Origin of the sequence: uncultured Fluviicola sp., from assembly GCF_902168135.1 — a bacterium.
GTDB lineage: Bacteria > Bacteroidota > Bacteroidia > Flavobacteriales_D > Crocinitomicaceae > Fluviicola.
The window spans coordinates 71,824-97,092 of sequence record NZ_CABHOL010000020.1 but is presented as its reverse complement, the minus strand read 5'-3'; the positions used below and the strand labels follow the sequence as shown (position 1 = coordinate 97,092).

Sequence of the window (25,269 nt, the reverse complement as noted above, 5' to 3'; positions counted from 1 at the left end):
CGATGCATCGTACACCTACTTTTTTTTGAACAAAGAGCGATTTATGTAGGCGGAATTTGTATTTTAGTCACCCCAAAAAACTCATAAATTATGCATATTGCAGTAGCTGGAAATATAGGGTCCGGAAAGACAACCCTCACAAAAATGTTGGCAAAACATTACAACTGGGAGACTCATTTTGAGGATGTCGAAATGAATCCGTACCTGAATGATTTCTACGAAGATATGCAGCGCTGGTCTTTCAATTTGCAGATCTATTACCTGAACTCCCGCTTTACACAAATCCAGGAGATCAAAAACAGCACTACTCATGTGATCCAGGACAGAACTATTTATGAGGATGCTTTCATTTTTGCACCGAATTTACATTCCATGGGTCTGATGACTACCCGCGATTTTGAAAACTATTTTTCCTTATTTAACCTGATGGACTCTTTTGTTTCCGCTCCTGACTTATTGATTTACCTTCGGGCTTCTGTTCCTACATTGGTAAATCAGATCCAGCAGCGCGGAAGAGAATATGAAGAAAGTATCCGTTTGGATTATCTAAAGCGTTTGAATGAGCGTTACGAGGCGTGGATTTCTACCTACGACAGCGGAAAATTACTGATCATTGATGTGGATAACAACCGCTTCCCGGAAAACCAGGAAGATTTGGGTAAGATCATCCAATCCATTGATGCGGAAATAAACGGTTTATTCTAAGAATAGATCGTCCGTTCCGTCCAACTCCGAGAAATCTTTCAGAAGCATTGCCAAATCAGTTAAGATCGCATCTTTCTGGTCATTCCTGTATTCTGTCTGCCCGAAATATTCGGTCAGCAATAACTGCGACTCCAAAATAGCCGATTCAGGAGCAACTGTCTCAAAATTTTCTATCAGTGTGATCACCTCCAACGCGTCTAAAAAATCACCTTCGATCCCAAACAGCACGAAATCTGCCAGGTAATCCGAGAAATCCAATTTGGAATTCCAGAAAGCGCTCACCAGTTTTCTGCGCAAATCCACATTTTCGGGATCGTTAAAGGCCTCCATCAGAGGTTCAATTGCCGAAGTATCTTTCAAGCTTTGGAGTAAATCGATCACCAATACTTCATTTTCAGCAGACAAACCAGATCTCCATACTTCAATGATCGGTTCTATAACTGTGGCATGACCGTGAACTGCAAATGCTTTAATGGCACTCGCGATCTTCACTTCATCCTTGCTCTGCAGATCACTCAAAAGTGTATTGATCTTTAACTTTTCCTGTTTATTTAAATTGCTTTTCGACACTGGAATCTTTTTTTTACAAAAGTACGAAATACCACTATCTTTGCCCCATGTTGAATTGGAAGATTTACGTCCTTTTTACAGGGCTTTTTGTGGGCCTTCATTCCTGTGTGCTTGACGAAGCAAAACCGAGTGCTCATGAAAAGGTCATAGTCTATACGGATGTTTATTGTCCGGCTGACAGTATGTTTATCAAAGAATTTGAAGCTTCCAAAAAGATTTCTGTTCAGGTTGTTTACCAAACCAGTGCGGAAATTGCCCGGACAATCCAAAAGAATAAATTCAATACCGGTATCGACGTTTTACTGCTATCTTCCGACAGTCTGCGTGAAAGCTTATATAACCAGAGTTTATTCAGTCAATTGCGCGACCGTAGTTTTTTTCGGAACATGGACCGCCAGTTCAACAATAATCATGGTTTTTGGGTCCCGGTATGTCATGATCCGTTGATACTGATCACTGAAAAAGATTCCGCAGCAAATTGCACTTCATTAAATTGGTCAAAATTCGGAAAAGACAGTATTCATCCTGAGGTTACTATCGAATCCAACCGGATATCCTACCTGATGAAACTGGCCAGAACAAAATTTGCTTCCTTAACCGCCAATAAAGGTCCTTTAAATCCGAAGTACCTGATTTCTACTTTAAGCCAGGTTGCTGAGCACTCTAATAAGGATATTCATTACGATAAATCCAGGTGCTTCCATTACCTGGTAGAAAAACAGCGTTTTATCACTAATTTCACAAGTGTGAGCCTTTACAAATACAGTAGAAACAAGATTGCTTCACAACAATTCGTGGAATTTTACTGCCGTTTCCAACATCAGATCGCTTCGAACAGGAACCAGCTTTCAACTTTCAAAACCATTCAGCCTAATTTCATTATCCGTGCACTGGAAATTCATTAGTTCAACTAAGTAATCAAATTAAATTGTTAAAATTTAGGTACTATTTTAAATTTAATTTATTTTTAGTCAAACTTCTTACTGCTATTATGAATTCTACCGTGCTAATTAATACGGATCGAATACTGCTCAATCCGGATAATCGGAAACAAGCCTTTGGGCTATTTGTCCTTTCATATCTTTTAATAAGTTCACTGTTTATAGGGCTTTCGATCCAAATGACTGATCATTTTTCAATTCCGTTGGCAACTTTCATCGGTTTGGCAATCATTTTTACTATCTGGGTGAAGATCATTCGGGTGACCTTAGCCACAGGCTACATCAAAAACAATGTGGTCATCGTTAAGCTTTTATCCGAGCGATCATTTGTACTTGAATTTATCTGTATCAAAAAAGCGCGTTCGTTTTCCCTTTTGGGCTTGTCCGTTACTTTCCTGAAATTCAAGTTTGACGGAGTTGAATACCACACCATTCTATGTGGAAAACCAATGCAAGGTGGTACTATTGAAACCGTTCTGAAGGCGCATAAACATGCGTACAAGCAGAATTTTAAGAAAAGCAAGCCATAAGCCGGGTTCTGTACATCCGGTCCGCCACGCGGATCGAACTGACTGTCATTTATCTGGCACTGACGTCACCGTCAGCGTCTATCGATCTACCCTCCAGGCATCTCGGCTAAGCCGCGAAGAGAACGAGCAGCCCTACTCGCCTGGTTTACATGATCTTTCAGCCCGTGAGGTTTGCCTAGCTTCCGAATGTCACCACCGGAACGGTGAGCTCTTACCTCCCCTTTTCACTATCACCTACTCCGAAAAACGAAGATAGGCTACCTATTTTCTGCTGCACTTTCTGTACCCAATCAGTTTCCCGAATGGATCCTTCCCGTTAGGAAGCACGGTTACTCTATGCTGCCCGGACTTTCCTCCCTGACGTTCACTAACGTGAAGCCAGGGCGACAGTCGGCTTGCTAAATGCAAATTTACGCTTATTTCATGAATTTTAAGGTCGTATAGCCATTTGAAAACAAAACAACCAGGGAATATGCCCCGGAAGCCAGATCAGAAACATCAATTACCTGGTCTTTAGACAAACCTGAAACCTGCTTCCAAATCCTTCCTGACTGATCAACAATCACAAAGTTTTCCGCTTTTTCTTCGGTTGAAACGTGTAGTTCATTTACCGCCGGATTCGGGTAAAAAGCGACTTCCAATTCACTTTCAGTCAACCCAAGTCCATTAAAATTATCACGGTATTCAATTGCTGTTACCGTTTCATTTCCCAGGATTTCATTGGTACGGATTTTCATGACCGATTCTTTATCGGAAGTCGATCTCCACTCGTATTCATGTGTCAACGGAACAGGTATCGGAATCCACATCCCGGTTCCCTGGAAACTAAAATAAATGGAATCAAATTCATCGATTACATGATGAATACGTAAAGCATCAAACTGGCCGTAAGGAGTCTTTACAGTTCCCCACCCATCTACGGTTGAAACACGATGGCGGTGCTGTCTCCATTTTGCATCGTAGATCGGGTTCAAATCCAGGTTCGTATAACCCCGGGATTCGTAATTATCTCCGTAATTCAGCGGAAGTACATAGCGTGTTTCTATGGTATCCGAACGAAACCCCAAACCTTGTCCGCCGCTGACAATTTCATAACCGATCGAGCTAATCGCACTCGTAGTTTTCCGTGTAAATGCATTCAATTCCTCAATTGGTATTGGTAAAAAAGCGGACGCCTGATCCAAAGGCAAATCTGTTGAAGCGTTAAAATAAGTGGCTTTGTATTGGGCCGGAGCAAAACTTCCGAATTGAATAACAGACAAACCGGAAATCTGGCTGCTTGGCCGGGTTATTAAATTTCTTTGACTTTGAGGAACCATTGCTGAAAAATCCCAGGTATAATTTGCGCCGGTTGTGGCATAGTCAATAGCAGGATCAGTTAGCGTACTAAAAATATAGGTTTCACTCGGTCCTGCAAAATGCTGATCCGTTAAAGTGATCTGACCAAAAGAAATTGAGCTTACGGCAATAAGCGGAAGTAGTAAATATTTCATTTTCAAAGTAGTTTGAACAAATATAGGAGAAAAAGCGTAGCTTTTGATAACTGAATCCGTCGGCTGACGGATTAGTGCAAAAATAATTTAGGAGAAGTAACAGCTTTTGATTAGTCAAACACAGTAAGGCCATTTATTTCTTCAAAAAACTTGGTTCTCTACCTGAATCCAATCTTTCCGAATAGAAAGCCGGATGGGATCTACTTAGCAAAACGTCTTCGCAGAAGGATCTGACCGTTTACAGGAAGTCCGGTTGATTTACCCAAATAATAATCCGTGTGGAAAGGTCGCAGGATATCGGCATTTAGCTTTGCTCCCACACTCCATTTCGGATTGAAGTTGTAATAATATTGAAGACCGAATTCCATTGTTAATGAATTGGAATGCTCCACTTTTCCTGTAAATGTCTCTTCGCGTTTTACCACCTGATTTTCGGTAATTCTTTCTTTACCGTGAATAAACAACTGGATACCCGGCACAATTCCCAATGCAAATTCAGAACGTCTGAATGTATAACCAAATTTCAGGGGAATCTCCAGAGAGTATAACTGTTTCACGGAAACTGTTCTGACCATATTCGGAGTAAAGTTTGTTTCCCGGTATTCAAGTCCCCCGAAACCTTCCAAACGTGCCTGTAAACCAAAACTTACGAATGCATTATCAATTCTTTTGGTATAACCGCCTCCGAACACTGCTCCACTAACCAAATTTCGTTTTTGATTCGGAGACAAATAAGGTGATTGTCCGAAGGTTGGTCCCAGCTCCGCATACCATTCATTGGATTCGCGAGATTTCAACTCAGGTAAAGGGGTAATTTCTTCGTGAGGGGTGTTTTCGTAACGAGGTTCGAGACGTACAAAGTCGTCTTCAGCATCAGAAACAGAGCGAGAATCAGAATTAGAATGAGGATCAGAAACAGAATTAGGATCCGGATTTGTTACTACGGTAGTATTTTCCGGGTTTTGAGGAATTCTATTTTCTTCTTCAGGGTTTTGTGGTTTTTCTTCCACAACAGCTGTGTTCCTTTGGTTTCTCAAGTCAGCGGCACCCAGATACTTTTTCGGAGTTCTGAAAGTTGTGTTGATTTGCGATTTGCCCGATACTTGTTCAGGTGATTGAGCGGCTGAATTATCCGTAATTACGGATGTTTCTTTTTCATTCACCAGGTACGGTTCAGTCGCTGCTGAACTGCTACCGATCTTATCCTCATTCTGCTTGTGTGCAATGTGTTCGATTTTTACCGGATTCAAAGGGTAAATGAATAATGTTCCGATTAAAATCACTGCAGCAGTTAGTGGAATCCAATAAAAACCTCGTTTCTTTTTAGTTTCGGCAGGCAGCATTGCTTCCATTTCAGACCAAAACTCCGGAACAAAGAGCGCCTCCTGTCCTTCAGAGGCATGTGCATCTCTGAACAACTGATCCAGCTCTTCGTCGCTGATATGTCGATCTGAATATTTCATATTACAAAGCGTTTTTCAAACCTGTTTTCCATCAATTCCAATCTGTCTCTAAGCAGTTTTCGTGCCGTAGACAAATGCCATTTGGATGTTCCTTCGGAAATCTCGAGTAAATCGCCGATTTCTTTGTGGTTATAGCCGTCAATCACATACAATGTGAATACATGCGCCGAAATAGGCGGGATCGTTTTCAGCAGATCCAGAATTTCCTGATAATTCAATTCAAGAGATCCTAAATTCTCGACTCTTTCGGCCGAGTTTGCCAGTTCCGATTCCGTTTCTTTCGCAATAATGGCCTGATTGTGATTTTTATTCTTTCGATATTCATCAATCAGCGTATTAACAATGATCCTTTTCGCCCAAGCTGCAAAGTTCAACTCATCCAAATCTACATTTTGCAAGCCATTCACAATTTTTAAAAACCCGTTATTCAATGCATGCCGCGCGTCTTCATGATTGGAATAATAGCGCATGCAAAGGCGGATAAACTGCCTATAGCAATACTCATAGAGCACCTTTTGCGCGCGCCTGTCATTTTCAGCGGACCCCAACAATATCTGTTTGGTTACTTGCATTTATTTGGGTTCAAAAATTGGTTAATAACAAGTCAAAATGTTGAAAGTTGAATCTTGCTTTTTACACATAACGTCCTATCTTTACATTTGGTTGGAAATTAATTAAAAATGTTGACATTAAATCTGATTCGGCACGCCAAAACCCAGCAAATATCGCCAACCGGACACGATTTCGGACGTGAACTTCTTGACAAAGGTATCTCACAGGCAAACATTCTTGGCAATTATTTACAGGCGCATCATATCTCGCTCGGGAAAATTGTTTGCTCCAGTGCTGTTAGAACCCAGCAAACGCGTTCAATTATTTGCCAGCACCTTACGGAACGATGCAATTACGAACTGACACGGGAATTGTATGATGCTTCCTACATGGATATTATACGGGCTGTTATCGCCCATGGAACGAATGAACCTGTTGTTACAATTGTAGGACATAATGACGGAATTTCACAGCTTGCCTGTTATCTTTCGGGGGAAATGATTTCGCTTCGTACTTCTGAAATGATCTCGCTGACTATTCCTTTCGAGAGCTGGGACTATTTAAGCGAGGACACTGCCGGAATTATTTTTCAGTATCGTCCGGAAGTGTTCCTCCCTCATCCGGTGATTTCCTGACCGGATTAATATGGTAAATAACCCGGATCGGTGGTCGCGGACCATAAACAGCTTCCTGTTCACGCATTAACTGCTCGATGTATTGGCGATGGGCAATTTCTTCCTGGTTCCTGCGCCACATTCCCTCCAGATCGGGTGGTTCGATACCCAATTCTTTTTCGATCTCATATTGGAACTTAGCACGTACCGGTCCTCTGTTACGGTAAGCAACAGCTAATAACACACCTACAATAAAACCTCCGAAATGTCCCTCCCAGGAGATTGACGGCTCTATCGGGAAGATTCCCCAAATCATACTTCCGTATACAAAGATGACAGCCAGCGAAATACCCTGTAAAGCCAATATGCGTCTGAAAAATCCGGAAATAAACAAAAACCCGAAGAGTGCATAAATCACGCCGCTCATCCCTATGTGATAGGAACCGTTGTCTTTGGCAACCCACCAAACTATCAATCCTGTTCCTATCCAGGAAATCAGGAAAACTTTCAGCGCAATTTCGCGGTAGTAATAAATAACCGCTGCCAGCAGCAGCAAAGTCGGAAGTGAATTATTCAGAATGTGTTTCACATTTGAGGGATCATGTAATAATGGCATGAAAAAGACTCCTTTCCAACTACTCCATTGCCTTGGGCGGATCCCCCATTGCACCAAATCGCTTCCTCCGGGAGTTGTTTCCAACAGCCAGATCGTCCAGCAAAGAAGCAATAGAAGCACCGGGTAGATCAATGCTTCTGCGGCTGAACCCATAATTTTTGATTGTGTTTTCACAGGGGGCTTTCGTCAAAAAGCAAACCGGAAATAAAAGCCTGACAAAATGACATTTTGGTAATTACCAATGCCTAATTACTAATTACCAATTAAGCTACACGGGATTTCCCAATTACTGATAATCAATTCATATTTTTTATTATCTTAAATGGAAACACTATTCAGATGAAAGAAAATATTATTGAAAAGAAAAGTTTTGACTTTGCGGTTGAAATTATTGCGACTTATAAATACCTGACATCGGAACAAAAAGAATTCATTCTATCAAAACAACTATTACGATCCGGCACATCAATTGGAGCAAATATTACAGAAGCTATTGGCGGACAATCATCAAAAGATTTTATTCATAAACTCAAAATATCAAGAAAAGAGACTAATGAAACCCTTTATTGGTTAAAGTTACTGGAAGCCACTAACTATTTGAACGTGGAACTTTCAACCAATATGATTAAATCCTGTAAGGAACTTCTTAAAATTCTTACTGCTATTATTAAAACGATGGAAGCCAAATTAAAGTAGATTCATAAAATATATTAAATCAAAACCCACATCGTAAAAATTAGTAATTTGTAAATAGAAATTGGTAATTCGTTATGTGTATCTTAGAAAGATGAAGAGAAAAATTATCCTATCCCTTCTGGGCCTAACCCTCCTTCCGTTTATTTCATCAGGACAAGATAACCATTACTGGAATGATCAGTTCGGGATCAAGGCTACTGCTTTGGGAGGTGCGGCTGTGGGCGGACTGGATGATTATTCGATGGTGTATTACAACGCAGCCGCTATGACCCTTGTAGAAAAAAGGGCTTTGTCTTTCTCTATGAATGCCTACCAGATCAGAAAGTTCATCCAGGAAAACTCGCTTGGGCCCAAACAGGATATTCAAAGTACGGAGTTTTCCGTGGTTCCGAATATGATTGCCGGAATTATGTCCCCGAAAAAATTTCCGAAATGGCATGTGGGGTATATGCTGCTTTCCAAAAACGTGCACAATAGCAAGCTTTATTCGTTCCATTCCGGGAGATATGACGCCATTGATGCTCCGGGTGAAGAAAAATTCATTTCCAAGTATGCACAGGAAATCCGCAATATCGAATATTGGGTGGGTTTTGGTCTTTCTTACGATGTCGCCCCGCATGTATCCGTTGGGTTAACTCATATGGGAGGATTCAAGAGTGTGCGTTATTACAACGACTATTCGGTTACGGTACTTCCCCAGGACACTTCTTCTTCCCAGGACACCCGGTTTTCGTCTAATATTTCTTTTAATTACTGGGATGTAAAAGCGATGTTCAAACCTTCGGTATTGCTTCATTATCCGAAATTCAGGGTGGGTTTCGCGGCTACGCTTCCAACTTTCAATATTGTAGGAAGAGGGACTTTTTTCCGGGAATACTATACACTCAACCTCGACGGGGAAGGGCTGCTTCCGGTAGACATTTCAATTGCATCCAAAGCCACAAGGGCTAAGGTTAAAGTAAGAAATCCTGCTTCATTCAGCTTAGGTATTGCTGCACAATTGAGTGAAAAACTTTGGCTGAATATTACTGCAGAAACATTCTTACAGCAGAAGTATTACCTGATCCACGATGACCCGACCACTGCAGAGCGTTACCCGGAATTCATCAGTGATTCAACCATCGTGGAATTATTTGGCGGACAGAAATTCCTTGCTTATGGTGAGGGGGCACGACCGGTAACGAATATCGGGATTGGCTTTGATATCCAGTTAACCAAACGGGCAGCTTTCCAATTCGGCGGACACACGGATTTCAATTATAACAGGAACCCGGTTTACTTGTTCACCCAACAACACATCCAATCTTCCCAATACAACAGGCTTGTATTCGCTTTAGGAGGAAACCTGGACCTGAAAGGCGGGAAACGTGCTTCCATTGTGTTTGAATTTGGCTTTGCACTTCCGAAGACTACAGATTATGTGATCGATTTTACAACACCCAACGCAGACCGGAATGGATTGATGGGCGACAGTGGTATTGGTGTGCAGACCAGGGCTTACTCATTCCGTTTAATGGTTGAATTGACTTTGGGGAAACTGCTTGAAACGCTGAAATAATTACGAATTACGAATGCCAAATTGCGAATTGAATTATCGAATTTGTAATTTAGTGATATGAACGGGATTAGGACCTTACTGCTTTTGGTTACGGGATTTTTGAGCTTCCTTTCCTCTGCGCAGGATTTTCATTACTGGACAGATCAATTCGGGATTAAGGCAACTGCTTTGGGAGGTGCCGTAGTAAGCGGTCAGGATGATCATTCGATGGTTTATTACAACGCAGCCGCTATGTCATTGGTTCAAACTCCCAGTCTTTCTTTTTCTATTAACGCATACCAATACCGTACTTTCAAGCAAAAAAACGCACTTGGTCCGGAACAGGATTTGGAAAGCACGGATTATGCCACGGTTCCAAACATGATGGCCGGAATTTTTGTTTTCCGGAAACACCCCAAATGGCGCGCGGGTTATCAGGTGATCTCGCGAAATGTTTACAATAACAAACTGGACCTTTATAATTCCGGTCAATATGATGTTCTTGAGCTTCCGGGTAATGAGACTTTTGTTTCTTCGTATGCCTATGAGATCCACACCGGTGAATATTGGGCCGGACTGAGTATTTCTTACGACATCAATCCGCACTTATCCGCAGGGCTTTCTCACATGGGCGCTTACAAAACCACTAAGTACTACAACAATTATTCGATGACGGTGCTTCCGCCCGACACCTCTTCTTCCGAAATAACGCGCTTTGCTTCTACGATGTCGTTTAATTACTGGGATGTAAAGGCGATCTTTAAACCTTCGATACTGGTACATTATCCGAAATTCCGGTTTGGACTTGCAGTAACACTTCCTTCTATCAACATTCTGGGACGGGGGAATTTTTACCGGGAAATCTCGACTCTAAACATGAATGATGTGCTACCGTTTGATTTTGCGGTGATTGACCGCGCTAAAAAGAGCAAAGTACAGCATAAGACTGCAACCTCTTTCAGTTATGGTTTCAGCGCACGTCTTTGGTCGAGATGCTGGCTTCATCTGAATGCGGAGACTTTCCTGGCTCAGCATTATTACCTCATCCACCGTGCATCGACCGAAACAGAGCATTATCCGGAAATTATTAACGATGTACTGATCACGAACATTTTCGGCAACCAGGCTTTTCTGTCTTACGGTGAGGCTTACAAATCAGTTACTAACATCGGGATCGGGCTGGATTTTAAGTTTTCGGACCAATTCAATATGCAGCTGGGATCGCATACTGATTTCAATTACAACAAGTACCGGGTCTATGATTTTGAGCGGCAGACTATCCAGTCTACGCAGTATGACCGGCTGGTAACCTCGGTTGGAGGTAATTACGCACTCAAGAATGGAAAACGGTTTGCACTTGCTTTCGAATTCGGGTTTGCCCTTCCGAAAACGACTGATTATGCGGTTGATTTCACTACTCCGAATGTAGCGCGAAATGGTTTGGCTGGTGATGGTGCAAGCGGCGCGAAAACTTATGCGTATTCGTATAAGCTGATGTTTGAGTTGACGCTTGGGAAGATTGGAAAATGAAGTTTTTCTTGATGCTGCAGTTTTAGTCCTTAAGAGAGGCAAGCAGACGGATTTCAGAGAAGCGTCCGCAACTAACCGTACAATCACGGTTTGCCATTTGGCAAACTGGCAAATTTGCGAAGCTGAGTAGAACTTATCTGTATCTAAAATAAATGATCATCGAACCAATTCCCAGCCAAAGCCAGAAGGTGCGGTCTAAAAAGGTCATGATTCTTAATTTGTACGCTTTCATGATTTCTAATTCTGTTTTGTTGGTACAAAGTTAGAACGTGGTTTTTGCAGTGGGGTTATGTCCTCATGAAGTGTTCGTTAAGAATTACGAATGGATGCTGAGGAAAGGTAATTGGGAATATTCGGATTCAATCATAAAGTGTTTCGCTTTGGGTCACTTTTTCCATGACCTCTTCCGGGAAGCCACCTTCGAAGGTGTTGAAATCGCCTTCTATGCTGGTTTCTTTTTGGGTCTTCAGATGGATAACCCGAATACCGACCTCGTCTTCGTACCCTACTGATTCGGAGGCGTAAGTTTTGTAAATAACGTAACGGTAACCGCTGTTGGTAAAGGACAAATAATCCAGGTTCATTGCCAGGTTTTCCACTCCGCCACCCCGGAAATAAGAGGAATATTCAAATTTCTGAAAGCTGGTTTCATCAAGTTTCCCCGGAAATTGCAATTCTACTTTGGATTTGCTTCCGAAACGATATACCAGGTAACGATTGTCTTTATCCCGGCAAAGGAACACCTGTTTCTTCTTTTTGGTTTTGAAACTCAGCACCACCACTTCATTCGGAAGTACAAAAGTTCCTATTTCCTGTTCTTTCGCCGCATATTCCACAGCGTCTTCTTTTTTGATCTCGTCGACTGTTTCGAAAGAGACTGTTTTAGCCGGTTCAGGAGAATTACAGGCACTTAGTATAAGCAGAAAAATACAGGTCCTCCAAATTTTCATAGCGATTTGTTTGGAATGAACTTAGTAATAATCGGGATGTTGTGCAAATTGAATGACGGATTAGTCTCCTGCAGATTACAAGGATAACGCAGGAAAGATTGGGACAAAGATCGTGCAAAATCCAGTATCAACCACCTGTGATTCCTGTAACTTTCCGGAAGAAGAGTATACGTTCCGGAATATGGAAAAGCCTATTTTAGGTTTTCAAATAGTTGAACAATGGAACATACATATACACCTGGAATGCGCTGGTATCATTACATTGCTGGTTTCTTTGCCGGATTCTTCCTTGCTAATGCTATTCCGCACCTGTTTAACGGTATTTCAGGAGATGCTTTTCCAACTCCTTTTGCGGATGAACCCGGAATAGGGCTTTCTTCACCGCTGACAAATGTGTTGTGGGCATTGGGGAACCTGGTGATCGGTTACCTGCTTTTCCGAATTGGCAAAGTCAGTTCGCGGAGGATCGGCGCATTAATTGTTTTCTTCCTGGGCGCAGCGGCTATAAGCATTGTGTTAAGTATTCTTTTTGCAGAGAAGGATTTTGTTTATTGAACCAGCCTTAAATGCGCTCTTGTGGTTTATTCATTCGCAGTGATTCGGAATGTCAAGACAAGTTGTGATAACAGGTATTGAAGACAAAAAGCAAAAAGCATCCAACTACCGCTGAATACTTTTTTCCTTTTGTGGAAGAAGAGCGAACGCAAATGGAACCACCAGGAAGATCGGAGAAATTGAATTAATTCAAATTAATGCTCTAAACCGTGAGTAAGATTATTGCAATTGCCAAATTCGCAATGGTTCCGAATTTTGCATCTTTCCAGAAGCGGATAACCAGGATTTGAGACATCAGGATTGCAGCCAATCCGATTGCCCACCATTCACTGGCTTTTACAAGCATTAAGAATACACAGGTAAAGCAGAGAACGCATGCAGTCAACCACAGCAAACCAAAAAGTTTCGAGATGGGCAGGTTTAACTGTTTTACAGGAAGAATGTTGAATGCTTTCACAAATCCCATTAGATGTATTGAGCCATGCAGAGCCAAAAAGATCATCAATATGCTTTTCATAGGTTCTTATTTTTATGGAGTTTTTGAAGAATGATGCCGCAACAGATCAATAACACACCAATTGAAAACATGGAATAATGAAGAACATTCAGATCTTTAACCAGGATCACCTGGATGATAATCCATCCGGAAAGTAGTATTCCCTGTAAGATCACGAACAGCTGATAGTGCTTTGATCTGATAATGCAAGCAATGGCAGCCAGTACATTCATGAGTCCGTTGACAATTAAAAGGACCCACCCCGGAAGAAGATAAGTTGAAAACGGAGAACTTGCCAGGTACGTTGTCGACATCCCCATTTTTTGTCCGGAAGGGTCCGAGATAAAAAGGATTCCGGCAGTCAAAGCGCTGACCGCTGTGAACAACAGTAAACAAATTGCAAGTATTCTGACTATTTTTAATTGCTTCTCCATCACTTTCATCTTTTTGGGTGTACTTCCGAAAATATTAGAGAAAGTACATTTCAAAAATGACGATCGTCAGTTTAAATGCTGATTGGGAACTTTTAACGGTTTGCGGCTTTTCGTAGTGGTGGATTTTTAGCACTACTATTGATACGAAGCACTTTACCAGCCATTATTAGTGGTTGTTTTATTCTACTTCCATTCTATATTTTCTTCTTCTCTCCAGTATGCAAAACTCTGTAATATTGGTTGCCTTCGATTAATAGCCCCTCTGATTTTGGGTTGGGAATACTTTTAGAGTAATCCTTTGGATGTTTTACATCAATGCCAATTACTTTTCCGTTGTACTGTTTGTTAACTTTTGCTTGAAGTGTGTGTCCTACCACAATTGATTTAGCATTAAACTTATTTAATCCATGTCCCACTTCTTCTTGGGTCAAATCGTCTTTAAAGTAACCTCTATACCACGCAATTCCTTTGTGAGATGAAATTAATAATTGATCCAGGTTTTTTTGTGGATTTGGGTAGTATGGTTTGTAATAATTACTACGAATAATTTGATTAATTTCATCTAAATTCGTTTCGTATTTCACCAAATCCGGATGTATTCCACCGTGCGCAAAGAGAATTCCATTAATTTTTTCGATTGAATTTTTACTCGACATCCATCTGCCAAGAAACGAATTGGAACCATATAAGTCGGTTTGCTGTTTTCTTAAAATCGAAGAAACGTGATAATATTTCAACGCAGTGTTTTCAAAATTTCCCTGCATATTTTTTAATTCGTGGTTTCCTAAAATGTAATGAACCGTTCCGCGTTTTTGCTTTGCATCTTGCTCCAATTTATAAATAAACCAAAGTACTTGTGTGGTCGAAAAATCTCTATCTACAAAATCTCCAAGCAGCACCAAATGTCCGTTTCCAAATGTCCAGTTTAGTTTTTTGTCAATCACTTTATTAGCAATCAAAAAATCACGAAAGGTTTTAAAACCACTTTCAATATCAGAAATGGCTATAATTTTAGCCTTGTCGTTATAGGTATTTTTAGGAACTTCCAGTTTATTATTAATGGTAAATTCAAAATAGGTACTATCTAGTGGGAAATAACAATTTGCAGGAATTTGAGAATTGGAAGCATATTCTTTTTGCTCGAGATAAAACCCTTTATCTTGATTTCCTCTAATGTAGTTTACCCTAAAAACACTGTCGTTTTCAATAAAAACGTAAGGACCATCCTTATCCCAATTCATCATTTCCGGATTTTCTGCATAGCGAAAACTGGCACCGTGATACAATCCAAATGATATTACCACAGCAATGAGAATTGCAAAGGTTACAATGATATGTTTTACATATCTGAATACTCTTTTTTTCATAATATTTGCTCTTAATTTCGACAAACTTATTATTGATGATTTTCTCCTCAAAACTATTGGGACAAACGTCATTCTCTGTTCTATAAAAAGTGTTTAAAGTCATTCAGAATGCTTTTATCACTCCTTTTAATCCGTTCAAAACACCTTGATGGTTGTTTGTCAACCTTATTACAAAGGGCGATTTATAATTGTAATATTGCAGCATGGAAGTAATAAAAAGAAGTATAAAATGGATTGTGATTGCTCTTTTGGTAATAGCAATCATTCCTATCTTGATTACTACTTATGAAGTAATTTTTACTAAAAATCAATCCATACTATTTTTAGGAGGCTACCCTCCAAAGGTTGCGTTTCTTGTTGTCGCTTACTACTTATTTCTACTCAGCTTGGGGATTTTTTGGTTGGTTCGTCAGATTGTTTTCATCTCCAAATTGAAAAACGAAAAAACAAAAGCCGAACTATTATTTTTGAAAAATCAGGTTAGTCCACATTTCTTTTTCAATATGCTCAACAATTTGTATGGTTTGGTAGCTAAAGATGCTCAAAAAGCACAAGAATTGATATTGAAACTTTCAGATATGATGCGCTACAGCATTTATGAAGGTGAAAAAGAAACCGTTATGCTTAAAGAAGAAATTAGCTTTTTGAAAAACTATATTGAACTGCACAAAATGCGTTACCATAAAGAGATCAGCGTTGATTTTGATTGTGATGTTTATGAAAATAAGAAAGTAGTTCCGTTATTGTTTATCATTCTTTTAGAAAATGCATTTAAGCACGGTGTAGAAAATTTAAGAAAAGATGCGTATATAAAAATGAGTTTGACCACATCTCAAAACGAAATCAGGTTTACTATTGAAAACAATTATGAAAAGGCTGAAAATTCATCAGGAATTGGCTTAAAAAATCTAAAGAGAAGATTAGAATTAATCTATCCCAATCTGCATGAATTGACTTTTTCAATAAGAGAGCATGTGTACCAAGTTCAACTAATTTTGAAATAATTATGATAAGGTATTTAATCATTGATGATGAACACATTGCTCACGACATCATTAAAGGATATTGCGATTTACTACCCAATATGCAATTAATGAAAAACTGTTATGATGCTTTAGAAGCTTTTGAATATCTGAATAAAAACGAAGTCGATTTGATTTTTTTGGATTTGAATATGCCTGTTTTAAAAGGTTTTGAATTTCTAAAAACATTACAAAGCCCGCCTAAGGTGATCGTAACCACTGCTTATAATCAATTCGCTTTAGAAGGATACGAACACAATATTTCGGATTTTCTGCTCAAGCCCTTTGGTTTTGAACGTTTCTTAAAAGCCATTAGTAAAACTCTTGGAAACGCTGCGAGTGAAAAGAAAATGCTATCTGAGAACACTAATACTTCCAATCGTATTTTTGTGCAAAACAACAAAAAGCACTTTCAATTGGAAACAGCTGCTATTTTATACATCGAAGCAACAGGGAATTACACCAAAATAGTAACCACAACCGAAACTATAACCATCCGGGAAAAACTATCTGCTTTATTGGAAAAATTGCCTAAGAATGACTTTTTACAAGTTCATAAATCATTTGCAGTTGCTCCAAAACATATTAAAAGTATTGAAGGAAATGTTATTTTGATTGAAAATTATTCCATTCCAATTGGCAAAATCTATAAGTTTAATATTACTCAATTGTTGAAATAGTTTCTGTCTTCCTGTCGGTTCTAATGGTTGTGTCATAACTTTAAAAGAAGAAGAATTCTTAAGAAAAGGAACAGAGGTTTCGATTTTATCCGTATGGACAGCCTCTTTCTACTTCTGTAGTGGTGGAGAAGGCGGTTCAAAAGTCGAACCAATAATTCCCCATTCTCAAGCATGTATCTGTTTAAGGAATTAAAGTTGACGAAATTCCTAAATGGACATCTTTATGTTTTGCCCCCCATTCGTCCAATTGCAGGCATATTGGGATGAGCGTACTGCTTAAAGGGGTTAATTCATATTCAACACGAGGAGGTACTTCATGATATACGGTCCGTGTTACTAATCCATCACGCTCCAGCTCCCGTAACTGTAGCGTCAGCATCCTTTCAGTAATGTTCGGGATCATCCTTTTAAGTTCTCCAAATCGTTTTTTATCGTTACTTAAACGTATTAAAATGGGTAGTTTCCATCGTCCGCCCATGAGCTGTACAGCGTATGTAAGATTGCAATCTGAAAGGAAATTTCGATTGATGCTATTGGTAGTATTTTCTTTTTTAGTTGTCATTACTTACAAAATTGTAGGTACATACAATGGGTTGTATACCTAGCAAAAATAGGATGTCGCTTGTAATTTTACAATCAATTTAATGAAAACAAATGAAACCAGAAAAAATCAAAGTGGGCATTATCGGTCTTAACCCCAACAGCCAGTGGGCTTCAAAGTCTCACCTTCCTGCACTATGCCATTTGTCTGATACCTTTGAGATAATCGGAGTAGCCAATTCTACTTATGAAAGCGCTGTAAAAGCTGCAGATGTGTTACAAATCCCGATCGCATATGAAAATGCGGATGCCTTAATTGCATCAGCCGAGATAGAGCTTGTTGTCATTACAGTAAAGGTCCCTTACCATTATAACCTTGTAAAAGCAGCACTTGAGGCGGGTAAACATGTGTACTGCGAACACCCCTTAGGCAATGGATTTGCAGAAACAGAGCAATTAGCAGCTATAGCAGCCAGGAAAAACGTAGTTGCAGCAGTAGGGACACAAATGGTTGTTTCACCGGAGGTGATTTACCTGGAACGTCTTATTAAAGATGGCTATATAGGCCGAATTTTATCAACTACTCTCATAGGGTCGGGAGGTCCCTGGTCAGATGAAGCAATTGCCGCTGATTACTATTTGTATGATAAAAAGAACGGCGCTACGATGCTAACCATTCCATTGGGCCATACATTGGCCGGTATTACTAAAGTTTTAGGCGGCTTTGATACTTTGACTGCAAAAATGATAACCAATTTCACTACCGTAAAACTTACTGATAGTGGTGAAATAAAGTCCAAGACCACTGAAGATCAGATTATGGTAATAGGCCAATTAAAAAATGGGGCTGCAATTTCTATTCACTACCGGGGTGGAGTTTCAAGAGGCACAAATCTATTGTGGGAGATTAATGGAACTGAAGGCGATATACAGGTTACAGGACCACTTGGACATGGTCAGTTTGTTCCGTTGACAATTCGAGGAGCCAAAGGGAAAGACAAGGAATTACAAGCCTTGCTTATTCCAAATGAAATGGTTGAGGGGCTGCCGGATGATCCGGTAATTAGAAATGTGGTGCAGGTTTACAAAAGAGTAGCTACTGATATAAGAAATAAAACGAAAACAGCGCCTTCTTTTCAGGACGCGGTTGTATTAGGAAAGCTAATAAATGATATTGAGCAATCATCAAAAAGTTAACATAATAGGCTTAAACTCTGGGCGAGATAGTAAGGATTCAGCAGCCTTAAACAAATTCTGATTAGCAAATAGTTTTCGTCACGTTAGTTGATCAATACTACCAAAAAAACTGAATAAAAAGCCTTTTAAGCAAAGGGGATCAAACCGCTGTGAATTTTAGGAAACCTTAATAAAATCAGTGGTTGCGGAAAATTTTGATTTATCCTCCTCCTCATTCCTTCCCGAATTGCCGGGACAGGCTCTTAAAAGAAGGAAGCTCAATCCTAGCTTCGAACCAGGAACTACATTCGGTCTGTTTCTTGTTCTGAAAAAATAAACGCCACTTTTTCAGCATATCCCAAGGTATGCAATGTTGATCGTAACATGAATTTCAAGGCCTTCTTTCCGGCTGTAGTTTTGAAATACATCTCCCGGTTTCTCGCATCCTTTTCAAACAAGTAAAATTCACAAAAGATTAATTTTAAAGGTCGTCTGTTGCAGGTGCTTTTCATCCCTCCGGAATTGTGCTTCACAATCCTATTTGCCAGATTTGATGAATAACCGATTATAAAACATGACGTCTTTCTCACTAAAAAGAACATATGTGCAATAGGGTAATGGTTGTGTCATAACTTTAAAATAAGAAAATTTCTTAAGAAAAGGAAAAGAGGTTTCGATTTTATCCGTAGCAGACTTTCCTTCGTCAGTCACTACGGACCTCATCACCACACTACCACGAATTGAAAGAGGCCATCCGAATGGACAGCCTCTTTCTACTTCTGTGGTTGTGGTGATGGAGGGAATCGAACCCCCGACACAAGGATTTTCAGTCCTTTGCTCTACCAACTGAGCTACATCACCGTTCTCAATTGCGAGGGCAAAGATAGTAATAGAATTCATTACTCCTAAAAAAAAGTGAAATTTTTTCTAAATCAATCCTATCTTTGTTCCGGATGGAGCAAGGAATTAAATCAATTGTTGTTGATGCAGGAAACACCCGCATCAAGACTGCATTGTTCCAAGATTCTAACATCCAGGAAGTTCGTGCATTTTCAAATGATGAACTTGATAAGCTCAAGTCCTATTTGATCAAACACAAAAATATTCGTGGAATTATCAGCTCCGTGAGATCGGATAAGAACACCAAATGGATCAAAGGACTGCTTCCGAATGCCATTTTGTTCACGAATCAGTTACCTGTTCCACTTGTAAACAATTATGAATCTCCGCATACATTAGGAATTGATCGGCTGGCAAATGCTATAGCTGCAGCCAATATTTCTGAGAAAAATGCGTTAGTGATTGATGTTGGAACCTGTATCAAATACGATTTTGTCCGTTATCCGAAGATTTATGAAGGCGGAAGCATTTCTCCCGGAATTGAATTAAGGTATCGTTCAATGAACCAGTTTACAGGAAAATTACCCCTGATCGAAGACCGGATACAAGGACCGTTCATTGGGAAAAACACACTTGACGCAATGCGGAGCGGTGTAATGAACGGAATGCATTTGGAAATGGTGGGTTTTATCGAAGAATATCGAAGACTTTACCCCGAATTAACAATTTTTCTCACTGGTGGCGACAGTCAATATTTTGAATTAGGTAATAAATATGGCATATTTGCCGACGAGAATTTGACCTTAAAAGGATTATTAATAGCACTCTTACATGCCCAAACATTTCATTCTTCTAGTATTTAGTACTATTTCGTGTTTCACACTGTGGGCACAAACCACCTCATCATCACCTTACAGTACAACTGGAATCGGTGAAGAAGGTGCTCTTCCCGAAGCACAATACGGAGGAATGGGAAATATTTCCGCTATTTGTTTTGACTCCACGTTGATCAATACGTACAATCCTTCCAGTTATTCGTTAATGTCTTTCGGGCAACCCTTGTTTTCAGTGGGTATTTCCTCTAAATTTTCGACTTACAGCAACAATGCGGGAAGTTTCCAGGGAAAAACAACCGGGATTTCAAACATTACAATGGCCATTCCCATCGGGAAATATTTCGGAATTGCTTTGGGATTAAAACCTTACAGCCGGAAAGGCTATGATTTGGCGCAGCGTTCATATGCATACGATGATTCCGTAACTTACAATTACAAAGGTTTCGGTTCAACAAACCTGCTTTTTGTAGGATTGGCCTATTCCATCATCAAGAATGAGCGGTCTTATTTAAGCGTAGGATTTAACCTGGGGTATTTATTCGGTTCAGTAACCAATCAGAGAAGCAGTGTATTTGATGCAAGTGCTCCTGCCGGGGGTGTGGACCAAACAACTTTCCGTTTAAAGTCTGTTCACTATTCTTTTGGTGCAAGTTACCAGCGTTTCCTCGATGTCGATAAACGCAAACAATTATTCTTATCAGCAGTTTACACTCCGAAAATTTCCATTAATTCATTCCGCGACTATGGTTTATACTATGCGCAGGATGTAACCAACGAACTTTCGTTTCTCGATACAGTCACCTATGTTGACAATAGCAAAGGAAAGATCACTTTTCCCAGCAAGCAAACTTTCGGTGCCGGGTATACTTTCACTCCGGACACAAAGATGGCTGACCGCATGAAATACCAATTGGGTGTATTTGCGGAAGTAGATATGATGCAGTGGAAGGATTACGCTGAAAAGTTCGAAACCCACTCAACAACAAGTCAGACTTTCTCCAATACTTATATGTCACGCATTGGGTTGCAGTTCATTCCAAGTATTGATGCGACCAAAAAAACAAAGGGTATAAAATACTTTTCTAAAATCAAATACCGCATCGGAGGTCAATATGGCCTATTGCCAAACTCCATGAACGGAAGACAATTAAAAGCTGCTTCGGCAACGATCGGATTCGGGTTCCCATTCCTGAGCCAAAAGACCAATTCGTCTTTGAATTTCAGTTTCCAATATGGTTCAACAGGTACTGGAAATGCAGCTGACCTGAAGGAAAAATTCTATTCGATCAATTTCGGGATTATCATTGCTCCTTCTTCTTACGAGAAATGGTTTAAAAAGTACAAACTGGACTAAATGAAGGTCGGACTGACATTATTCCATTTTTGCTTTGCCGGTGCAATGATGTTGGGTTCCTGTGTGAACGATATTGACAAGATCAAGCAGATTACTTTTAAATCAACAGATCCCGAACAAAAAACAGAGGAATTATACGTACTGCAAACCGAGGGTGGCTTTCCTCAATTCAGGCTGTATGCACCTTTGGCAGAAGCTTATTCCAAACCGGAACAGGTTACCAAGTTCAAAGAGGGGATCAAAGTAGAATTCTTTGACAACGACGGAAATCCGGAATCTACCCTTACCGGGCTTTACGGTGAGATCAATGAAACGAAAGGAACCATGCGCGTACTTGATTCTGTGCAGCTTCACAACCCGGAACGCAAACAAACCATGTATACGGAAGCACTTTACTGGGATCAAAAAGATAGTCTTATCTTTACAGACAAAATGGTTATGATCAAAAGTCCCACTGAACTCATTTACGGAAAAGGTATCCGTGCCAGACAAGATTTTTCCTGGTATGAGTTTTTGGAACCACAGGGTCGTATTTCCATTCAAAAGTAGAAGAGAAAGCACTGCTTTTCGATAAATGTGACCTGAAGATTACTCGTGAGCGAGCTATAATTAAATATAATAAAGACATGAAACTATACAATCGCATTATGGAGCTATTTTGGCTGGCGGTAGGAATTATCATCATTATCATGGTAACAGTAATGTGCCTGAAAGAAAGTTTCAGTAGCTGGGCGGTTTATTATGCTTTTGCATTCATGGCTTTGGGAACTTATTTCCTGAGAAGATACATGCGAAAACGCATGGAAAAACACCAGGATTTTTTGAATAGTCAAAAGCAGAAGTAACCACTCATCCCAAAAACCCCGGTTTTTAACTAATTTTCAGAGAATTAGCATCCAAATATCCTTATTTTCGCTTCACTAAAAAACACTCCGGTCTACATGAAGCTTTTGAAGGTCGTCTTCCTATTCTTTTTGATCTGCATTCCCGCAATTTCGTTTGCTCAATGGAATCTGAGCGGTACGGTGCTGGATGAAAAAAAGCTTCCTATTCCGTTCGCGAATGTGTATGTCAAGAATAATACAGATCTGCGTACACAAACGGATGAGAACGGAAAATTCTCGCTGCAGCTTTTCGACGGGGAATATTTTCTGATTGTCAATGCCACCGGTTACCAGGAACGTGAAACCTACGTGGTTATTTCCAACAAGGGCGCTGTAAAAGATATTCAGCTGTTCCCGATCAAGATCAGCGAACTGGACGATGTAGAAATTGTCACCAAACGCAGCAATCCCGGAAGAGACATCATGCTCGAGGTTGTGAAGAAACGCGACCAGATCAATCCGTGGTCTTACGCCCATTCCACCGATGTTTATATCAAAGCTACGGAAGCGATCACACGCAAAGAGAAATCCGAGACGGAAAAGAAAAATGACCGCCAGGAAGCAGATCCATTCGAAGAAGAGAAGCGGAAAATGGAAAAGCTGGCCGGGAATATGAATTTTGCGGAAATCCAGGTGACACGCCATTATGCGCCTCCAAATAAAGTGAAAGAGATCCGGAATGCGTATGAATTAAGAGGTGATGAACGAACACTGTATTACACCACAACGGTCAAATCGAATTTCAATTTCTTTCAAAACCTGCTTTACCTGGAAGATTTGCACAGCACTCCGGTTATGAGTCCGATCTCTACTCCCGGAATCCTTTCCTACCGCTACAGGCTGGAAGCACAATACGAAGAGAACGGCAGAAAGATCCATAAGATCAAGATCCTTCCCCGCATGAGTTCTACTTCAACACTCACCGGATACATTTATGTTGTAGATTCCCTCTGGCTGATCCAAAAACTGGATCTTACCATGGAAAAAGGAAATCTTTTCATGTACGATTATTTTTCCATCCACCAGGAATTTGACCTTCCGGGAGATTCGATGTGTGTGTTGCGCGAACAGGTATTGGATTACGGAGTAAAATACAAAGACCAGAGTTCTGCCTGTAAAACGGTTGCCAAATTCACCAATTACAACTTCAAACCGAATTTTACCCCGAAATTTTTTAATAATGAATTGGCTGTCACAACCGAAGAAGCTTATGAAAAGGATACCAGTTTCTGGAAAGAACAACGTGCCGTTTCATTAACCCCTGAAGAGCAACGGTTTATCATTGTCAGAGACAGCATTCACGATGCTTTGAACCGGAAGGAATACCTGGATTCGATTGATAAGGTATTTAACAAAGTTACTTTTCTGAAGGTACTCTGGTTTGGGGTCGAACACCGCAACCGCCCGAAAAAGACCCAGTGGTCTATCAGTTCACTTGCTGCTATGGCAAGGCCTTTATATCCTGCCGGTCCGCGTGTTGCACCTGGATTCAGTTATTTCAAAAAATGGAACGATCAGCGCACCTTGGATGTCGGCACCGAACTTTCTTATGGTTTCCTAAACCACGATATCAAAGGAAACATCAACGGTAATTACCTCTACGACCCATTCAGGCAGGCCAGGATCAGGGGCGGATTCGATCACGATTTTGATGCCGTCATCTCCTACGATGCGATTACCCAGATCTATAAACGAAGTAATTTCATTGAGGCCACTTCACTCAGCATTGGCCACACACAAGAGTATCTCAATGGTCTTTATGCCGATATTGATTTCGAATTTACGGAACGCAGGTCCATCAACGGCTACAAAAAACTGGGATTCCTGGACAGTGTTATTCCAAACGATGATTTCAAACCTTTCGAGGGATACCAGGCATTGATCGGACAGATAACCATTAGTTACACCCCTGGCCAAAAATACATGCGCGAGCCTCATCGGAAAGTGGTACTCGGCTCCAAATGGCCAACCGTTTATGCTACTTACGAGCGGGGAATTCCCAAAATATTCGGCAGTGACGTGGACCATGAATACGGATTAATAGGGATTTACCAGAATTTCCAGCTGGGAACCCTGGGAACATCCTCCTACCACATCAAATCGGGAAAATTCCTGAGCTCCAAAAACCTGAAGGATGCTGATTTCAAGTACCAGCGGCGCAGTGATCCTATTTGGTTCTCCAATCCTTTATACTCTTTCCAGGACCAGGATTCCTCCCTTCCCTCTCGCGATTACTATATCGAAGCGCACTTTATCCACCACGATAACGGTTCGATCATGAATAAAATCCCCTTCATGAAGAAAACGGGAATCGGACTGGTTTTCGGGTGTGGAGCTTTATACGTTGCCGAGTATAACTGGAGGCACTATGAGGTACTGGCCGGTATTGAGCGTAATTTTAAATTCTCGAAGCGGAGACTGCGCATTGGTTTATACGGTGTATTCTCAGACGGAAACAACATTTCACCAAGATGGACCGGGAAAATTTCATTTGCCGTTCTGGATGACCGGAATATGAAGTTCAACTTCTAAGTACATTTCTGGTTATAAACCACATAGCACAGATAGAAACATAGGAAAAAACCATTTCACACTTAAACTACTCACCTTATTTTGAATACGATTTAAGTCCTGTACCTAATTGCAAACAATAAGAAAATCTATGTGACCTATGCACCTATGTGGTTAAACACACTTGTGAAAATCAAATCTACTGGTTATCTTTGTCGCAGATCTTTGAGATAACTTATGAAGAAAGGTGGAGGGACAGGCCCTGTGAAACCTTGGCAACCTGCCGTTTTTAAAGCGAGAAGGTGCCAAATCCGATCCTGACGTCATCGTCTGGAAAAGATAAGTATACCAGTAGTTTTTCGAAACTACTTCCCCTA

At 40.4% G+C, this 25,269-nt stretch carries 26 protein-coding genes, 1 tRNA gene, 1 other RNA gene and 1 riboswitch; of the genes, 15 read left to right on the top strand and 13 right to left on the bottom strand.

The window, feature by feature from the left end:
- Nucleotides 1-90 precede the first annotated feature (90 nt).
- Nucleotides 91-705 carry a deoxynucleoside kinase gene (locus QZT69_RS07690; protein WP_294672604.1) on the top strand — a complete coding sequence of 205 codons (615 nt, stop codon included), beginning with the start codon at nucleotides 91-93 and terminating at the stop codon, nucleotides 703-705.
- Here the strand turns inward: QZT69_RS07690 and QZT69_RS07685 are convergent.
- The gene (locus QZT69_RS07685) at nucleotides 697-1,275 is read right to left on the bottom strand and encodes a hypothetical protein (protein ID WP_294672601.1); all 579 of its coding nucleotides are present in this window, start codon (nucleotides 1,273-1,275) and stop codon (nucleotides 697-699) included. The two genes, QZT69_RS07690 and QZT69_RS07685, sit on opposite strands and share 9 nt — an antisense overlap.
- Nucleotides 1,276-1,322: 47 nt before the next feature.
- Between QZT69_RS07685 and QZT69_RS07680 the strand changes: the two genes are divergently transcribed.
- Nucleotides 1,323-2,180: a hypothetical protein gene (locus QZT69_RS07680; protein WP_294672599.1), complete on the top strand. Its 858-nt coding sequence runs from the start codon at nucleotides 1,323-1,325 to the stop codon at nucleotides 2,178-2,180.
- Nucleotides 2,181-2,728: 548 nt separating this feature from the next.
- Here QZT69_RS07680 and rnpB read toward each other — a convergent pair.
- From rnpB to QZT69_RS07660, 4 genes are all read right to left on the bottom strand, one after another.
- An RNA gene (gene rnpB / locus QZT69_RS07675) (RNase P RNA component class A) lies at nucleotides 2,729-3,148 on the bottom strand.
- Between the two features lie 14 nt (nucleotides 3,149-3,162).
- Nucleotides 3,163-4,239 carry a T9SS type A sorting domain-containing protein gene (locus QZT69_RS07670; protein ID WP_294672596.1) on the bottom strand — a complete coding sequence of 359 codons (1,077 nt, stop codon included), beginning with the start codon at nucleotides 4,237-4,239 and terminating at the stop codon, nucleotides 3,163-3,165.
- Between the two features lie 200 nt (nucleotides 4,240-4,439).
- Entirely contained in the window at nucleotides 4,440-5,702 is a 1,263-nt protein-coding gene (locus QZT69_RS07665) for an outer membrane beta-barrel protein (protein WP_294672593.1), read from the bottom strand.
- On the bottom strand, nucleotides 5,699-6,274 hold the full coding sequence (locus QZT69_RS07660; RefSeq protein ID WP_294672591.1) for an RNA polymerase sigma factor: 576 nt from the start codon (nucleotides 6,272-6,274) through the stop codon (nucleotides 5,699-5,701). The genes QZT69_RS07665 and QZT69_RS07660 overlap by 4 nt, the downstream gene beginning before the upstream one ends.
- A gap of 108 nt (nucleotides 6,275-6,382) precedes the next feature.
- Between QZT69_RS07660 and QZT69_RS07655 the strand changes: the two genes are divergently transcribed.
- A complete protein-coding gene (locus QZT69_RS07655; RefSeq protein ID WP_294672588.1) occupies nucleotides 6,383-6,889 on the top strand; it encodes a histidine phosphatase family protein in 507 nt (168 codons plus the stop codon).
- Here the strand turns inward: QZT69_RS07655 and QZT69_RS07650 are convergent.
- Nucleotides 6,837-7,637, bottom strand: a complete 801-nt coding sequence (locus QZT69_RS07650) for a rhomboid family intramembrane serine protease (protein ID WP_294672585.1) — start codon at nucleotides 7,635-7,637, stop codon at nucleotides 6,837-6,839. The genes QZT69_RS07655 and QZT69_RS07650 overlap by 53 nt on opposite strands.
- Before the next feature lie 186 nt (nucleotides 7,638-7,823).
- Here QZT69_RS07650 and QZT69_RS07645 point away from each other — a divergent pair, with 186 nt between their 5' ends.
- The 3 genes from QZT69_RS07645 (at nucleotide 7,824) to QZT69_RS07635 (ending at nucleotide 11,247) form a co-directional block, all read left to right on the top strand.
- On the top strand, nucleotides 7,824-8,180 hold the full coding sequence (locus QZT69_RS07645) for a four helix bundle protein (RefSeq protein WP_294672582.1): 357 nt from the start codon (nucleotides 7,824-7,826) through the stop codon (nucleotides 8,178-8,180).
- A gap of 91 nt (nucleotides 8,181-8,271) precedes the next feature.
- Complete coding sequence (locus QZT69_RS07640) at nucleotides 8,272-9,738, top strand: hypothetical protein (RefSeq protein ID WP_294672579.1); 1,467 nt, start codon at nucleotides 8,272-8,274, stop codon at nucleotides 9,736-9,738.
- Nucleotides 9,739-9,795: 57 nt separating this feature from the next.
- Nucleotides 9,796-11,247 carry a hypothetical protein gene (locus QZT69_RS07635; RefSeq protein ID WP_294672577.1) on the top strand — a complete coding sequence of 484 codons (1,452 nt, stop codon included), beginning with the start codon at nucleotides 9,796-9,798 and terminating at the stop codon, nucleotides 11,245-11,247.
- A gap of 359 nt (nucleotides 11,248-11,606) precedes the next feature.
- On the opposite strand, the gene QZT69_RS07630 is transcribed toward QZT69_RS07635, so the two are convergent.
- Nucleotides 11,607-12,197 (bottom strand): hypothetical protein, encoded by a 591-nt coding sequence (locus tag QZT69_RS07630; protein WP_294672574.1) that lies wholly within the window; start codon nucleotides 12,195-12,197, stop codon nucleotides 11,607-11,609.
- A 219-nt stretch (nucleotides 12,198-12,416) separates the two neighbouring features.
- On the opposite strand from QZT69_RS07630, the gene QZT69_RS07625 reads away from it, so the two are divergent.
- The gene (locus tag QZT69_RS07625; protein ID WP_294672572.1) at nucleotides 12,417-12,752 is read left to right on the top strand and encodes a hypothetical protein; all 336 of its coding nucleotides are present in this window, start codon (nucleotides 12,417-12,419) and stop codon (nucleotides 12,750-12,752) included.
- Between the two features lie 202 nt (nucleotides 12,753-12,954).
- Here the strand turns inward: QZT69_RS07625 and QZT69_RS07620 are convergent, their stop codons facing one another.
- The 3 genes from QZT69_RS07620 to QZT69_RS07610 all read right to left on the bottom strand — a co-directional run bounded on the left by QZT69_RS07620 (nucleotide 12,955) and on the right by QZT69_RS07610 (nucleotide 15,049).
- Nucleotides 12,955-13,269 (bottom strand): hypothetical protein, encoded by a 315-nt coding sequence (locus QZT69_RS07620; RefSeq protein ID WP_294672568.1) that lies wholly within the window; start codon nucleotides 13,267-13,269, stop codon nucleotides 12,955-12,957.
- Nucleotides 13,266-13,682, bottom strand: coding sequence for a hypothetical protein (locus QZT69_RS07615; RefSeq protein ID WP_294672566.1), 417 nt, complete (start codon nucleotides 13,680-13,682; stop codon nucleotides 13,266-13,268). Before QZT69_RS07615 ends, QZT69_RS07620 begins: the two co-directional genes overlap by 4 nt.
- A gap of 194 nt (nucleotides 13,683-13,876) precedes the next feature.
- Nucleotides 13,877-15,049, bottom strand: a complete 1,173-nt coding sequence (locus QZT69_RS07610; protein ID WP_294672563.1) for a metallophosphoesterase — start codon at nucleotides 15,047-15,049, stop codon at nucleotides 13,877-13,879.
- 203 nt (nucleotides 15,050-15,252) lie between these two features.
- Here QZT69_RS07610 and QZT69_RS07605 point away from each other — a divergent pair, with 203 nt between their 5' ends.
- Together QZT69_RS07605 and QZT69_RS07600 are read left to right on the top strand one after the other, a co-directional pair.
- Nucleotides 15,253-16,053, top strand: coding sequence for a sensor histidine kinase (locus QZT69_RS07605; RefSeq protein WP_294672560.1), 801 nt, complete (start codon nucleotides 15,253-15,255; stop codon nucleotides 16,051-16,053).
- A 2-nt stretch (nucleotides 16,054-16,055) separates the two neighbouring features.
- Entirely contained in the window at nucleotides 16,056-16,751 is a 696-nt protein-coding gene (locus tag QZT69_RS07600; RefSeq protein ID WP_294672557.1) for a LytTR family DNA-binding domain-containing protein, read from the top strand.
- 181 nt (nucleotides 16,752-16,932) lie between these two features.
- Here QZT69_RS07600 and QZT69_RS07595 read toward each other — a convergent pair whose 3' ends face one another.
- On the bottom strand, nucleotides 16,933-17,313 hold the full coding sequence (locus tag QZT69_RS07595; protein ID WP_294672555.1) for a helix-turn-helix domain-containing protein: 381 nt from the start codon (nucleotides 17,311-17,313) through the stop codon (nucleotides 16,933-16,935).
- Nucleotides 17,314-17,405: 92 nt separating this feature from the next.
- On the opposite strand from QZT69_RS07595, the gene QZT69_RS07590 reads away from it, so the two are divergent.
- The gene (locus QZT69_RS07590) at nucleotides 17,406-18,488 is read left to right on the top strand and encodes a Gfo/Idh/MocA family oxidoreductase (protein WP_294672552.1); all 1,083 of its coding nucleotides are present in this window, start codon (nucleotides 17,406-17,408) and stop codon (nucleotides 18,486-18,488) included.
- A 281-nt stretch (nucleotides 18,489-18,769) separates the two neighbouring features.
- On the opposite strand, the gene QZT69_RS19155 is transcribed toward QZT69_RS07590, so the two are convergent.
- Nucleotides 18,770-19,069, bottom strand: a complete 300-nt coding sequence (locus tag QZT69_RS19155) for a GIY-YIG nuclease family protein (protein ID WP_367242030.1) — start codon at nucleotides 19,067-19,069, stop codon at nucleotides 18,770-18,772.
- A 186-nt stretch (nucleotides 19,070-19,255) separates the two neighbouring features.
- Nucleotides 19,256-19,328, bottom strand: a tRNA-Phe gene (locus QZT69_RS07585).
- 92 nt (nucleotides 19,329-19,420) lie between these two features.
- Here QZT69_RS07585 and QZT69_RS07580 point away from each other — a divergent pair.
- From QZT69_RS07580 to QZT69_RS07560, 5 genes are all read left to right on the top strand, one after another.
- Nucleotides 19,421-20,170, top strand: a complete 750-nt coding sequence (locus tag QZT69_RS07580) for a type III pantothenate kinase (RefSeq protein WP_294672548.1) — start codon at nucleotides 19,421-19,423, stop codon at nucleotides 20,168-20,170.
- Nucleotides 20,139-21,497, top strand: a complete 1,359-nt coding sequence (locus QZT69_RS07575; RefSeq protein ID WP_294672545.1) for a hypothetical protein — start codon at nucleotides 20,139-20,141, stop codon at nucleotides 21,495-21,497. The genes QZT69_RS07580 and QZT69_RS07575 overlap by 32 nt, the downstream gene beginning before the upstream one ends.
- A complete protein-coding gene (lptC, locus tag QZT69_RS07570) occupies nucleotides 21,498-22,046 on the top strand; it encodes an LPS export ABC transporter periplasmic protein LptC (protein ID WP_294672541.1) in 549 nt (182 codons plus the stop codon). It abuts the gene before it with no gap.
- A gap of 77 nt (nucleotides 22,047-22,123) precedes the next feature.
- Nucleotides 22,124-22,342 (top strand): hypothetical protein, encoded by a 219-nt coding sequence (locus QZT69_RS07565; protein ID WP_294672538.1) that lies wholly within the window; start codon nucleotides 22,124-22,126, stop codon nucleotides 22,340-22,342.
- 96 nt (nucleotides 22,343-22,438) lie between these two features.
- Nucleotides 22,439-24,913: a DUF5686 and carboxypeptidase regulatory-like domain-containing protein gene (locus QZT69_RS07560; protein ID WP_294672535.1), complete on the top strand. Its 2,475-nt coding sequence runs from the start codon at nucleotides 22,439-22,441 to the stop codon at nucleotides 24,911-24,913.
- A 211-nt stretch (nucleotides 24,914-25,124) separates the two neighbouring features.
- A riboswitch (SAM riboswitch) is annotated at nucleotides 25,125-25,238 on the top strand.
- Nucleotides 25,239-25,269: the final 31 nt, after the last annotated feature.

Bases quoted from the DNA above. Each gene is read 5' to 3' on its own strand.
- QZT69_RS19155 (WP_367242030.1), bottom strand. From the start codon at position 19,069: ATGTTCTTTTTAGTGAGAAAGACGTCATGTTTTATAATCGGTTATTCA.
- QZT69_RS07625 (WP_294672572.1), top strand. From the start codon at position 12,417: ATGGAACATACATATACACCTGGAATGCGCTGGTATCATTACATTGCT.
- QZT69_RS07650 (WP_294672585.1), bottom strand. From the start codon at position 7,637: ATGGGTTCAGCCGCAGAAGCATTGATCTACCCGGTGCTTCTATTGCTT.
- lptC (WP_294672541.1), top strand. From the start codon at position 21,498: ATGAAGGTCGGACTGACATTATTCCATTTTTGCTTTGCCGGTGCAATG.
- QZT69_RS07615 (WP_294672566.1), bottom strand. From the start codon at position 13,682: ATGGAGAAGCAATTAAAAATAGTCAGAATACTTGCAATTTGTTTACTG.
- QZT69_RS07635 (WP_294672577.1), top strand. From the start codon at position 9,796: ATGAACGGGATTAGGACCTTACTGCTTTTGGTTACGGGATTTTTGAGC.
- QZT69_RS07590 (WP_294672552.1), top strand. From the start codon at position 17,406: ATGAAACCAGAAAAAATCAAAGTGGGCATTATCGGTCTTAACCCCAAC.
- QZT69_RS07670 (WP_294672596.1), bottom strand. From the start codon at position 4,239: ATGAAATATTTACTACTTCCGCTTATTGCCGTAAGCTCAATTTCTTTT.
- QZT69_RS07690 (WP_294672604.1), top strand. From the start codon at position 91: ATGCATATTGCAGTAGCTGGAAATATAGGGTCCGGAAAGACAACCCTC.
- QZT69_RS07610 (WP_294672563.1), bottom strand. From the start codon at position 15,049: ATGAAAAAAAGAGTATTCAGATATGTAAAACATATCATTGTAACCTTT.
- QZT69_RS07605 (WP_294672560.1), top strand. From the start codon at position 15,253: ATGGAAGTAATAAAAAGAAGTATAAAATGGATTGTGATTGCTCTTTTG.
- QZT69_RS07565 (WP_294672538.1), top strand. From the start codon at position 22,124: ATGAAACTATACAATCGCATTATGGAGCTATTTTGGCTGGCGGTAGGA.
- QZT69_RS07640 (WP_294672579.1), top strand. From the start codon at position 8,272: ATGAAGAGAAAAATTATCCTATCCCTTCTGGGCCTAACCCTCCTTCCG.
- QZT69_RS07680 (WP_294672599.1), top strand. From the start codon at position 1,323: ATGTTGAATTGGAAGATTTACGTCCTTTTTACAGGGCTTTTTGTGGGC.
- QZT69_RS07580 (WP_294672548.1), top strand. From the start codon at position 19,421: ATGGAGCAAGGAATTAAATCAATTGTTGTTGATGCAGGAAACACCCGC.
- QZT69_RS07560 (WP_294672535.1), top strand. From the start codon at position 22,439: ATGAAGCTTTTGAAGGTCGTCTTCCTATTCTTTTTGATCTGCATTCCC.
- QZT69_RS07645 (WP_294672582.1), top strand. From the start codon at position 7,824: ATGAAAGAAAATATTATTGAAAAGAAAAGTTTTGACTTTGCGGTTGAA.
- QZT69_RS07660 (WP_294672591.1), bottom strand. From the start codon at position 6,274: ATGCAAGTAACCAAACAGATATTGTTGGGGTCCGCTGAAAATGACAGG.
- QZT69_RS07600 (WP_294672557.1), top strand. From the start codon at position 16,056: ATGATAAGGTATTTAATCATTGATGATGAACACATTGCTCACGACATC.
- QZT69_RS07665 (WP_294672593.1), bottom strand. From the start codon at position 5,702: ATGAAATATTCAGATCGACATATCAGCGACGAAGAGCTGGATCAGTTG.
- QZT69_RS07575 (WP_294672545.1), top strand. From the start codon at position 20,139: ATGCCCAAACATTTCATTCTTCTAGTATTTAGTACTATTTCGTGTTTC.
- QZT69_RS07655 (WP_294672588.1), top strand. From the start codon at position 6,383: ATGTTGACATTAAATCTGATTCGGCACGCCAAAACCCAGCAAATATCG.
- QZT69_RS07595 (WP_294672555.1), bottom strand. From the start codon at position 17,313: ATGACAACTAAAAAAGAAAATACTACCAATAGCATCAATCGAAATTTC.
- QZT69_RS07620 (WP_294672568.1), bottom strand. From the start codon at position 13,269: ATGAAAAGCATATTGATGATCTTTTTGGCTCTGCATGGCTCAATACAT.
- QZT69_RS07630 (WP_294672574.1), bottom strand. From the start codon at position 12,197: ATGAAAATTTGGAGGACCTGTATTTTTCTGCTTATACTAAGTGCCTGT.